Genomic DNA, 11,235 nt, shown 5'->3' on the forward strand with positions numbered 1-11,235 from the left:
ACAGACTGCCCTCTTCTTTATGATCGCGTCTCGCTGACCGGAGCATTTGTCCGTTCGCCCGCCTCACGCGGGTCAATATTAAACTTCTCCAGCACGCGCGCGTGAATTTTTTCCAGCGGCATCCCGGCCGTTTCCGGCAGATAGCGGAAAGTGAAGAAGTACATAGCCAGTGAAAAAAGCGCAAACAGTAACAGCGGGAAGCCACCGTGAAAAATCTCAAGCAGAAAAGCATTACTGTTCAGAATCGGGAATGTAGTGCTGATGACAAAATTGGCCATCGACATGGCGCAAATGGAGATGCCGACACAGATTGAGCGGATTTCTGTCGGAAACAGCTCGCCCAGTACGGTCCAGACAATCTGTCCCCAGGTCATGCCAAAGAAAACCATATAGGCAAACAGTCCCACCACCGCCAGCAAGCCGGGCAAACGGTAATAGAAAGCGATAAAGGTATAGGCAAGGAAAACGGCAGAGGTAATCGCCCCCAGCAGTAAAAGCTTACGACGTCCGACTTTATCAATCAGCGCCATACCTATCAGCACTCCCGCAAACTGACATACGGACAGCCAGAAGGTCTGGAGCAGCGCCGAATCCGTGCTGCCGGACACATTTTTCAGCAACGTTGGCCCGAAATACTGAATCACATTGATGCCGCTAATCTGATTGCCGACAGCCAGGCCAATACCAATGATGAGCAACGGCACCGTGGTTTTGTTCAGGCGTAATCGGGATTTATGGCGGGTCACCGCCTCATCAGAGAAAGAGTGTTTAATTTCATTGAAAACGGTGCGGGCATGGACCGGGTCAGAGATTTTGCTCAGCGTATCCAGCGCCTCTTTGTCTTTGCCTTTCAGAACGTTCCAGCGTGGTGATTCCGGTATAAAAGCAATGAAAAAGATAAACAGCGCACAGGGCACCAGCGCGGTTGCCAGGATATAGCGCCAGCCTGTATCGACCATCACTTCGGGCAGCATCGATTTGTTAATGAAGTAGTTGGTAAGCAGTACCACCGATTGCCCACCGACGCAGCAGACCGCATAGAGCGCGCTGGTGCGGCCACGATACTTCGACGGTGAAAGCTCCGCCAGATAGATTGGCGAAATCACCGAGGCCAGCCCGATCGCTAATCCGCCAAGAATACGAAAAGCGACAAAGGTGAAGAAGTTATGGGCAATGGCAGTCCCCACCACCGAGGCAGTAAACAGTAGCGCCGTGATAGCGAGCGATTTTTTGCGGCCACATTTATCGCTCAGCTTTGGCGCAATAAAGCAGCCAACCAGACTGCCAAGCAGGATATTAGACACTGCCCAGCCGGTTTCTGCCGGGGTCAGCTGGAAATAGTCACTAAGCGGCTCGATAGCGCCAGAGATAATCGACGAGTCATAGCCCATCAGCAGGCCACCAAAAGCGGCGACGGTGCAACAGAGCATGACATATTTCATGTTGTAACGTTTTTGCCGGGTTTCCATTTTTACAGGCTCCTTTTCTCTACTGTCTGAACCGTATCGGTTCAGTAACAGGAGGCGTGACAGGTCAGAAGTTCAGGAATTGCAGCAAGCAGACACTAGTGAAATATATTTTCTAAATAGGGGAATTTGGATTAATTCTTTCGGAAATGTGAAGCAGGTTGGAAAAAATTATAAACTCGCTGAGTGATAATCCTGAATAAAAGTAATATCAATCAATAAGATAACAGGTAAATTCGGGCGGTGATGTTTTTCCATCAAGGGTAAGCACCTGATTACAGACGAAATATCGTCCAAAGCGGCCCGTCTGAGGCTGATAAAACATTACGCCAGCACTCAGCCTTAACTACTGATTTTTAAGCTTTAAAGTCAAAGAAGCCGGGCCCTTCCGGCTGGCAGATTAAGCCTGAGAAAATGGCCTTTGCACTGACAGCGAGGCATCAGGATGAAATATAATTTTCATCCTGGTCATTATATGAAAACCCAGGCGTTCTTTACGCCGGTCTGTCGTTAAAGCAGGTTTTCGCCAAAGTGCTGGCGATACTCTTTCGGCGTGGTGTCGTAGCTTTTGCGGAAAACTGAGTAGAAGTATTGCAGCGAAGGGTAGCCGCACATCTGTGAGACCTCGTTGATGTTGAGCGACGAGGAAGCCAGCAGTTCGCGGGCTTTTTCCAGCTTTTCGCGGTGGATCATCGCATGGATAGTGTCACCGGTTTCATCCCTGAAGCGCTTTTCCAGATTAGAACGTGACAGGCCTACCGCATCCAGCACCTGCTCCACTTTAATTCCCTTACAGGCGTTGAAGCGGATGTAGTGCATCGCCTGAATCACCGCCGGATCGCGCAGCGAGCGGAAGTCAGTTGAGCGCCGGGCGATCACTTTCACCGGCGGCACCAGAATGCGCTGAAGCGGCAAAGGCTGCTCATCCAGCAGCCGATGCAGCAGTTTGGCCGCCTGATAGCCCATCTGTCGCGAGCCCTGTGCTACGGACGAGAGCGCCACGCGTGACAGATAACGGGTCAGCTCCTCATTATCAATCCCGATCACCGTAAGCTTCTCCGGCACCGGTATTTTCAGGTGTTCGCACGCCTGCAGCAGGTGCCGTGCCCGTGAGTCGGTGACAGCGATAATGCCGGTTTGCGGCGGCAGCGTCTGCAACCAGTCGGCGAGCCGGTTCTGGGCGTGCTGCCAGTTTTCCGGTGCGGTTTCCATGCCCTGATAAACCACGCCCTGATAGCGCTCACGCCCCACCAGCTGGCGGAACGCCTGTTCCCGCTCCTGTGCCCAGCGCTTGCCGCTGGAGGCCGGTAAACTATAAAAGGCAAAGCGGTTAATGCCCTTCTCTTTCAGATGCAGAAAGGCTTTCTCCACCAGCGCGGCATTGTCCGTAGCGATGTAATGCACCGGGGGATAATCTTCCTGACGATGGTAAGAGCCTCCAACGCCGACAATCGGCACAGAGACATTCGACAGCAGGGTTTCGATGGAGCGATCGTCGTAATCGGCGATCACCCCATCGCCCAGCCACTCACGGATGTTGTCAATGCGACAGCGGAAATCTTCCTCGATGAAGATATCCCAGTCAGTCTGCGACGCCTGCAGATACTCTCCGACGCCCTCAACAACCTGGCGGTCATACACTTTATTGGCGTTAAACAGCAGCGTAATGCGATAGCGTTTATCATGCATGGTGGCGCGTTCCCTTAAATCCTCAGCGCATTGCATAACACGGCTGAAAGGGGCGAAAAAATTGTTTGCGCCACAATGTGATCACCCGCGCGATTACACCCGACGCCGCGTTGCGGTATCCATCCACACTGCCAGCAGCAGAATCGCGCCTTTGACGATGTACTGCCAGAAAGTCGGCACATCCATCATGCTCATGCCGTTATCCAGCGAGGCCATGATAAAGGCCCCCATTACCGCGCCCGCCACCGACCCCACACCGCCCGCCAGGCTGGTGCCACCAATTACGCAGGCAGCAATCGCGTCGAGTTCTGCGATGTTACCCGCCGACGGCGAACCTGCACCCAGCCTTGAACTCAGGATCAGCCCGGCAATCGCCACCATCACACCGTTGATGGCGAACACCGCCAGCTTGGTGCGCGCCACGTTAATGCCAGAGAGGCGGGCAGCATCAATGTTGCCGCCGATGGCATAGATACGGCGGCCAAAAGCGGTGCGGGTGGCCATAAACATGCCCGCCAGCAACAGTACGGCAAGCAGTAATACAGGCGTCGGTACGCCGCGATAGTCGTTGAGTAACCAGATGGCACCGAGCACTAATATGGCGGTAATCGCCTGACGCCCTACGGTGCTGCTGGCTGCGCCCTGCGGCAGTCCGAGCTGCTGACGACGCAGACGCAGACGCCACTGCCACAGCATAAACAGCGCCAGACCGGCAACGCCAAAGCCAAAACCAACGCCACCCGGCAGATAACTCTGTCCAATCTGCGACATGCCCGGCGTGATGGGCGCAACCGTAGTGCCGTCAGTAATGCCGACCAGAATGCCGCGGAACGCCAGCATCCCTGCCAGCGTGACGATAAACGACGGCACTTTGCGGTAGGCCACCCACCAGCCATTCCAGGTACCGAGCAACAGCCCCATCACCAGTGTCACTACGATGGTCAGCGGCAGTGGCCACCCGAGCCAGACATCGAATATCGCCGCCGCCCCGCCCAGCAGCCCCATCATGGAGCCGACTGACAGGTCGATCTCCGCCGAGATAATCACGAACACCATGCCCACCGCCAGGATACCGGTGATGGCGGTCTGACGCAGCAGGTTCGAGACGTTACGCGCACTGAGCCACGCGCCGTCGGTGGTCCAGGTAAAGAACAACGCAATCAGCACAATCGCGCCCAGCATCACCAGAGCCTGCAGATTGGGCAGCGTGAACCTGCCCGGTGACGATTTGCCCGGCGTGCCGGTGAGGCGGCTTTGGGTACTTTCACTTTTAAGCATAATGTTCACTCCGCAGGGCAGCTTCCATCACCTGCTCCTGAGTCAGGTTATCGTTAATCAGGTCGGCTTTAATCTGCCCTTCATGCATCACCAGCACCCGATCGCTCAGGCCCAGCACCTCCGGCAGCTCAGATGAAATCACAATCACCGCGATACCCTGCTGCACCAGCGCATTGATCAGCAGGTAAATCTCCTGACGGGCGCCCACATCAATGCCGCGCGTCGGTTCATCCAGGATCAGGATTTTTGGATTAAGCAGCAGGCACTTCGCCAGAATCGCTTTCTGCTGATTGCCACCGCTCAGGCGGCCAATCGGCAGTTCCGATGAAGAGGTTTTTACCCGCAGCCGGCTGATCGCGTCGTTGATCGCCTGCTGCTCCTGCGCTTCATCCAGAGTAGAGAGGCGGTGACTGAACTGATCCAGCGCCGCCAGGGTAATATTTTTGCCCACCGCCATCAGCGGCACGATGCCATCCTTTTTGCGATCTTCCGGCACCATCGCGATGCCATGTGCAATGGCGGCGCGGCAATCGGTGATGCTGACCTGCTGGCCATTGACCCGGATATCGCCCTGCCAGCGCCCTGGCCAGACGCCAGACAGACACTGCACGGTTTCGGTTCTGCCCGCACCCACCAGCCCGGCGATACCCAGGATTTCACCACGTCTGAGCGTGAACGAGACATTGTTCACCCGGCGGATGTGGCGGTTAACCGGATGCCAGGCGGTGAGGTTGTCGACTTTCAGTATCACATCGCCAATCTGATGCGGCGCGTGAGGATAAAGCGCGGTCAGCTCGCGTCCGACCATCATGGTGATAATGTCATCTTCGCTCAGGCCCGCCGCCGGATGGGTCGCAATATGCTGGCCGTCACGGATCACGCAGATGGTGTCGGAGATCGCCTTCACCTCATTCAGCTTGTGTGAGATGTAGATGCAGGCGATGCCGTGTTCGCGCAGATTACGGATGATGCCCAGCAGCACATCTGTTTCCTGCTCCGTCAGCGATGAGGTTGGCTCATCCAGAATCAGCAGCCGGACCTGTTTGTTAAGCGCGCGGGCGATCTCCACCAGCTGCTGCTGGCCCAGGCCTAACTCACCGACCCGGGTCGCAGGAGAGACGTTCAGCCCGACCCGCGCCAGCAGCTGCTGGCAGCGCAGGGTCATGGTTTCGTCATCCACCATGCCGAAACGGCTCAGTTCGGCACCGAGGAAGATGTTCTCCATCACCGTGAGTTGCCGCACCAGCGCCAGTTCCTGATGAATAATCACAATGCCTTTACGCTCGGTATCGCGAATGGTCTGCGCCTGAATGTCGTCGCCAGAGAAGTGAATCTGCCCCTCAAAATCACCGTGCGGATAGAGGCCGCACAGGATTTTCATCAGCGTCGATTTGCCCGATCCATTCTCACCGCACAGCGACATCACTTCGCCCGCCTCCAGTTGCAGGCTGACATCATTCAGCGCCTTAACAGCACCGAAACGCTTGGTGATGTTTTTCATTTCCAGCAGCATCGACTGTTCTCCCTCACGCTATGCGCGGTCAGAGTTCGCTCTGTTTATGGAAACCGTCTTTCACCACGGTGCTTTCGATATTGTCTTTGTTGACCGGAATTGGCTTCAGCAGTCGCGACGGCACATCTTTCAGGCCATTGTTCAGCTTGCTGTTGCTGGCAGGCGTTTTGCCATCACCCAGTTCGACGGCAATTTTCGCCGCTTCGGTGGCCAGTTCGGTGATTGGTTTGTAAACCGTCATGGTCTGGGTGCCCGCTTTGATACGCTTAATCGCGGCCAGATCGGCATCCTGCCCCGAAATCGCCACTTTTCCGGCCAGCCCCTGTGCACTCAGCGCCTGAATCGCACCGCCTGCGGTGGCATCGTTAGAGGCCACGACCGCATCGATGTGGTTACTGTTGGCGGTCAGGGCGTTTTCCATAATTTTCAGGGCGTTTTCCGGCAGCCAGGCATCGACCCACTGATCGCCGACAATTTTAATGCTGCCGTTGTCGATATAAGGTTTTAATACTTTCATCTGTCCGGCGCGGAACAGACGGGCGTTATTATCCACCGGCGATCCGCCCATTAAAAAATAGTTGCCCTTAGGTACCTGTTTCACAATACTTTCGGCCTGCAGTTCGCCCACTTTTTCATTATCAAACGAAATATAAAAATCGATATCGGCGTTATTTATCATTCGATCATAGGCCAGCACTTTAATGCCTTCCCGTTTCGCTTCAGCGACAACGTTACTCAAGACCTGACCGTTGTAGGGAATAATCACCAGCACATCGACACCGCGGTTGATCATATTTTCAATCTGCGACATCTGTGTTTCTTCGTTGCCGTTGGCCGACTGAACAAACACCTTAGCGCCCAGCGTCTCCGCCTGTTTAACGAAAATATCGCGGTCTTTCTGCCAGCGCTCAAGGCGCAAATCGTCAATTGCCATGCCGATCTTCACTTCTTTTGCCACGCTGGTCTGGCTGAAGAGCGCCAGCGCCGCGCAGGCGGCGAACAGTGCATGTTTCATCTTCATTGTGATCATCCTGTAGGTGGAGGCTATTGTTATCGCAGGCCGATAAACCAGGCGGATGAATTGTTGCCCTTCTTTTCCTGTCGCAGCAATTACTGATTTTTATCCGGCTATTACGTTTTTTGGTTTATTTCTTTTTTTATGAGCGCGATCGAGGTTTCGTCTTTTTAGGACAAAAGAGTGACAAGGATAAACCGCCCCGCAAATAACATTATTTTGCGAGCCAGCGCACAAATAATAATTATCTGACACCCGTAATGAAATATCGTAATTGAGCTGAGGTTACAGCCCATATTGAATATTGCTTCAACGCAGACCATCCGGGTACTGATGCTAAGGAGCAAACCATGCACGCTTATTTCGATCAGATCGATCGGGTTCGTTATGAAGGCACCCAGTCGACGCATCCTCTCGCTTTCCGCCACTACAATCCCGATGAGGTCATCCTCGGTAAGACCATGGCGGAGCATCTGCGCTTTGCTGCCTGTTACTGGCACACCTTCTGCTGGAATGGCGCGGATATGTTTGGCGTCGGTGCCTTTGATCGTCCGTGGCAGAAAAACGGGGATGCGCTGCAGCAGGCAAAACTGAAAGCGGATGTCGCCTTTGAGTTTTTCCATAAGCTGAATGTGCCGTGGTACTGCTTCCATGATGTGGACGTCTCACCGGAAGGTGATTCGCTGCACAACTACAAAGAAAACTTTGCCGCCATGACCGATAAACTGCTGGAGAAACAGCAGGAAACCGGTGTGAAACTGCTGTGGGGCACGGCTAACTGCTTTACCCATCCGCGCTACGGTGCCGGTGCTGCCACTAATCCCGATCCTGAGGTTTTTGCCTGGGCGGCGACGCAGGTCTGCAGCGCCATGCAGGCCACCAAAACCCTGGGCGGTGAAAACTATGTGTTATGGGGCGGGCGTGAAGGCTATGAAACCCTGCTGAATACCGATCTGCGCCAGGAGCGCGAGCAGACTGGCCGCTTTATGCAGATGGTGGTCGAGCACAAACATAAAATTGGCTTCCAGGGAACGCTGCTGATCGAACCCAAACCGCAGGAGCCGACCAAACATCAGTATGATTACGATGTTGCAACGGTTTATGGCTTCCTGAAACAGTTCGGCCTTGAGAAAGAGATTAAGGTTAATGTTGAGGCGAACCACGCCACGCTGGCTGGCCACTCGTTCCATCATGAAATTGCGACCGCCATTGCGCTGGGCATTTTTGGTTCCGTGGACGCCAACCGTGGCGATCCGCAGTGCGGCTGGGATACCGATCAGTTCCCGGTCAGCGTGCAAGAAAACGCACTGGTGATGTACGAAATCCTTAAGGCAGGCGGCTTTACCACTGGCGGCTTAAACTTTGATGCCAAAGTGCGTCGTCAGAGCACCGATAAATATGATCTCTTCTACGGCCATATCGGCGCGATGGACACCATGGCGCTGGCGCTGAAGGTGGCGGCTCGCATGATCGGTGACGGTGAACTCGATAAGCGTGTGGCGCAGCGCTATAGCGGCTGGAATGGTGAGTTCGGCCAGCAAATTCTGAAAGGTGAGTTTTCACTGGAGGCGCTGGCGGCGCATGCTCAGCAGCAGCAGCTCAATCCGCAGCATCAGAGCGGACGTCAGGAGCAGCTGGAAAATCTGGTGAATCACTACCTGTTTGATTTCTGACCCTTCAGGAGCAGCGCATGTTTATCGGGATCGATTTAGGTACCTCTGGCATCAAAGTGGTGCTGATGGATGCACAGGGCAACGTGCTGGCGACAGAGACGTCGCCACTGCAGGTTTCGCGTCCGCAGCCCTTGTGGAGCGAGCAGGATCCTGAAAGCTGGTGGCAGGCGCTGGATTCAGCCATGCAGGCCCTTAGCGCGCAGCAGGACCTGCATACGGTTCAGGCTATCGGGTTGAGCGGACAGATGCATGGTGCAACGCTGCTCGACAGTGCTAACCAGATTTTACGTCCGGCCATACTCTGGAATGACGGGCGCAGCGAGGCGCAATGTCGTGCGCTGGAGCGGAAGGTGCCGGACTCACGCGCGATCACCGGTAACCTGATGATGCCCGGTTTTACGGCGCCGAAGCTGCTGTGGGTGCAGCAACATGAACCGGACATTTTCAGTCGGGTTGCTCATGTGCTGCTGCCCAAGGATTATCTGCGCTGGCGATTGAGTGGCGACTTCGCCACCGATATGTCCGATGCCGCAGGGACGATGTGGCTGGATGTGGCGCAGCGAGACTGGAGCGATGTGATGCTGCACGCCTGCGATCTCAGCCGCGATCAGATGCCGCAACTCTGTGAAGGCAATGCCCTGACCGGCACGTTGCATGCCGACCTGGCGACGCGCTGGAAGATGAACGCGGTGCCGCTGGCCGCTGGCGGTGGTGACAATGCCGCGGGCGCTGTTGGCGTCGGTATGACCGAACCGGGCCAGGGCATGCTGTCGCTGGGCACCTCAGGCGTCTATTTCGTGGTGAGCGATGGCTATCTCAGCAATCCGGAACGTGCGGTTCATAGCTTCTGTCATGCGTTACCGCAGCGCTGGCATCTGATGTCAGTGATGCTCAGTGCGGCTTCCTGTCTCGAATGGGCAGCCACGCTGACCGGATGCAAAGATGTTCCTGAACTGCTGGCTGAAGCAGCGCGCGCGCGCGATGACGTGCCCGGACTATGGTTTCTGCCCTATCTTTCCGGAGAACGCACGCCGCATAACAACCCCAGCGCCCTGGGCGCTTTCTTTGGCTTCACTCACCAGCATGGTCGTCCCGAGCTGGCACGATCGGTGCTGGAAGGCGTCGGGTTTGCCCTGGCGCAGGGCATGGACGTGCTACATGAGTGTGGCGTGCAGCCAGAGAGCATTATGCTGATCGGCGGTGGCGCACGCAGTGCCCTGTGGCGTCAGATGCTGGCAGATATCAGTGGTCAGACGCTGGATTACTGCCACGGCGGTGACGTTGGCCCGGCACTGGGAGCGGCACGGCTGGCGCAGCAGGCGCTGGATCCCGCGGTCACCGTTCCGACGCCGGTTCTGCTGCAACGACATCAGCCGGATCCGGACAAAATGGCGCATTATCAGCCGCACCGTGAGACCTTTGCAGCCCTGTATCAGCAACTCCTGCCACTGATGAAGTAAACAAGCCAGAACGTGCTGGATTTATCGCAACGGATAGCAGAGCGACCTGGCAGCTACCGTGTTAAGTTCCGTGCTTATCGCTTAAAGTCGCGTTTAACACCCCCCTAAGCGTCAGCGCAGGCTGCCGCCGCCAAGGCCCCGGAAATCACGCCCTTTACGTCGCAGGCGCCGTAAAGCCCGCTCACCGGGGTTAAAAGGGGTTACATAAACTTCTTCGCTGCTGAAAGTTGGTTTGGGCTAATCAGGGCAGGGGATGGATTCGTAGTATATATCGGTCAGAAACCGGCTACGCCGGGCGTACGGCGCCGATTGGCTTCTGAGTCATAAGTTACATTATCTGGCGCCTCCATGCCGCTCACGCGGCATTAAGGGGCAGGCTGCGCACTGCTCGCCCGCCTGAATCGCGTCAAGTAGGTATTACATGATGTCCGCTGTGTGCCAGAAGCGGACATTTACGAAAGGAATCATTGCTTAAACGCAGCGAAATTTTTCTAATCTAATATCGGATTCGCTCACATTTTCTTTCTCAACCCAGCCCAACCGCCTGTAAAATTCTGCCGCACGACTGTTTTTGTCGGTTTCAAGCCAGGCAACCTCATGATATTTGAATAATTCCTGCTCTGCGAGTTCAACAAGGCTGCGACCTACACCTCTGCCTTCATATTCAGGAAGAACAAAGGCTGCAAAAAGACATCCTTCATCTGGCAAAATCATCGAGAAACCAATGACCTTTTCGTCATCTATGGCAACCCATGCGCAATGGCTTTTCTCAATCATATTGGTGACAACACTTTCAGTAACTCCCATCAGCTCCATTTCTTCTCGACTGAGATAATTTTCTTTAACCGAAGTTCTGACGTCAAAAATACTCTCTATATCAGAGGGTAGAGCTAATCTTATCCTGATATTCTTTTGTTTTTCTCTATTCATGAGACAGTATAATTTTGATGATTAATGAGTGATTTTCTTTAAGGATACAGAATCTTTTGCGAAATTGCCGCGAACTTCCGCTTTTCGCTCATAGCGGACCCTGGCCGCCGTCAGTCCGCTCTGTGCCACAAGCGGACGTTCCTCGTACACAAGAATACCGCTTATCAGGCATTATGTTTCATCATGTGATGAGGTGGTTTTACTATAAGCT

General features: G+C 54.7%; 8 protein-coding genes. 2 read left to right on the forward strand and 6 right to left on the reverse strand.

Features of this window, described 5'->3' with window-relative positions; all coding sequences use genetic code 11:
• Positions 1–17 precede the first annotated feature (17 nt).
• The 5 genes from QSK07_RS20000 to xylF form a co-directional block, all read right to left on the reverse strand.
• Positions 18–1,469 (reverse strand): sugar porter family MFS transporter, encoded by a 1,452-nt coding sequence (locus QSK07_RS20000; protein ID WP_098051947.1) that lies wholly within the window; start codon positions 1,467–1,469, stop codon positions 18–20.
• Between the two features lie 507 nt (positions 1,470–1,976).
• On the reverse strand, positions 1,977–3,155 hold the full coding sequence (gene xylR / locus QSK07_RS20005; protein WP_285722581.1) for a D-xylose utilization transcriptional activator XylR: 1,179 nt from the start codon (positions 3,153–3,155) through the stop codon (positions 1,977–1,979).
• A 93-nt stretch (positions 3,156–3,248) separates the two neighbouring features.
• Positions 3,249–4,433 carry a xylose ABC transporter permease XylH gene (gene xylH / locus QSK07_RS20010; RefSeq protein WP_285722582.1) on the reverse strand — a complete coding sequence of 395 codons (1,185 nt, stop codon included), beginning with the start codon at positions 4,431–4,433 and terminating at the stop codon, positions 3,249–3,251.
• Positions 4,426–5,946, reverse strand: coding sequence for a xylose ABC transporter ATP-binding protein (locus QSK07_RS20015; protein WP_285722583.1), 1,521 nt, complete (start codon positions 5,944–5,946; stop codon positions 4,426–4,428). The genes xylH and QSK07_RS20015 overlap by 8 nt, the downstream gene beginning before the upstream one ends.
• A gap of 28 nt (positions 5,947–5,974) precedes the next feature.
• A complete protein-coding gene (xylF, locus tag QSK07_RS20020; protein ID WP_275222207.1) occupies positions 5,975–6,967 on the reverse strand; it encodes a D-xylose ABC transporter substrate-binding protein in 993 nt (330 codons plus the stop codon).
• Between the two features lie 344 nt (positions 6,968–7,311).
• Here xylF and xylA point away from each other — a divergent pair, with 344 nt between their 5' ends.
• Together xylA and xylB are read left to right on the forward strand one after the other, a co-directional pair.
• Positions 7,312–8,634, forward strand: coding sequence for a xylose isomerase (gene xylA, locus QSK07_RS20025; RefSeq protein ID WP_285722584.1), 1,323 nt, complete (start codon positions 7,312–7,314; stop codon positions 8,632–8,634).
• A gap of 17 nt (positions 8,635–8,651) precedes the next feature.
• Positions 8,652–10,094, forward strand: a complete 1,443-nt coding sequence (gene xylB, locus QSK07_RS20030) for a xylulokinase (RefSeq protein ID WP_285722585.1) — start codon at positions 8,652–8,654, stop codon at positions 10,092–10,094.
• A gap of 471 nt (positions 10,095–10,565) precedes the next feature.
• Here xylB and QSK07_RS20035 read toward each other — a convergent pair whose 3' ends face one another.
• Positions 10,566–11,024, reverse strand: coding sequence for a GNAT family N-acetyltransferase (locus tag QSK07_RS20035; protein ID WP_285722586.1), 459 nt, complete (start codon positions 11,022–11,024; stop codon positions 10,566–10,568).
• Between the last annotated feature and the right edge of the window lie 211 nt (positions 11,025–11,235).

This window comes from Pantoea sp. QMID4 (genome assembly GCF_030270445.1).
Lineage (GTDB): Bacteria > Pseudomonadota > Gammaproteobacteria > Enterobacterales > Enterobacteriaceae > Pantoea > Pantoea vagans.

What these genes read in the sequence shown, in the direction of transcription:
- QSK07_RS20000 (WP_098051947.1), bottom strand. Translation starts at nt 1,469, where the DNA reads ATGGAAACCCGGCAAAAACGTTACAACATGAAATATGTCATGCTCTGT.
- xylR (WP_285722581.1), bottom strand. Translation starts at nt 3,155, where the DNA reads ATGCATGATAAACGCTATCGCATTACGCTGCTGTTTAACGCCAATAAA.
- xylH (WP_285722582.1), bottom strand. Translation starts at nt 4,433, where the DNA reads ATGCTTAAAAGTGAAAGTACCCAAAGCCGCCTCACCGGCACGCCGGGC.
- QSK07_RS20015 (WP_285722583.1), bottom strand. Translation starts at nt 5,946, where the DNA reads ATGCTGCTGGAAATGAAAAACATCACCAAGCGTTTCGGTGCTGTTAAG.
- xylF (WP_275222207.1), bottom strand. Translation starts at nt 6,967, where the DNA reads ATGAAGATGAAACATGCACTGTTCGCCGCCTGCGCGGCGCTGGCGCTC.
- xylA (WP_285722584.1), top strand. Translation starts at nt 7,312, where the DNA reads ATGCACGCTTATTTCGATCAGATCGATCGGGTTCGTTATGAAGGCACC.
- xylB (WP_285722585.1), top strand. Translation starts at nt 8,652, where the DNA reads ATGTTTATCGGGATCGATTTAGGTACCTCTGGCATCAAAGTGGTGCTG.
- QSK07_RS20035 (WP_285722586.1), bottom strand. Translation starts at nt 11,024, where the DNA reads ATGAATAGAGAAAAACAAAAGAATATCAGGATAAGATTAGCTCTACCC.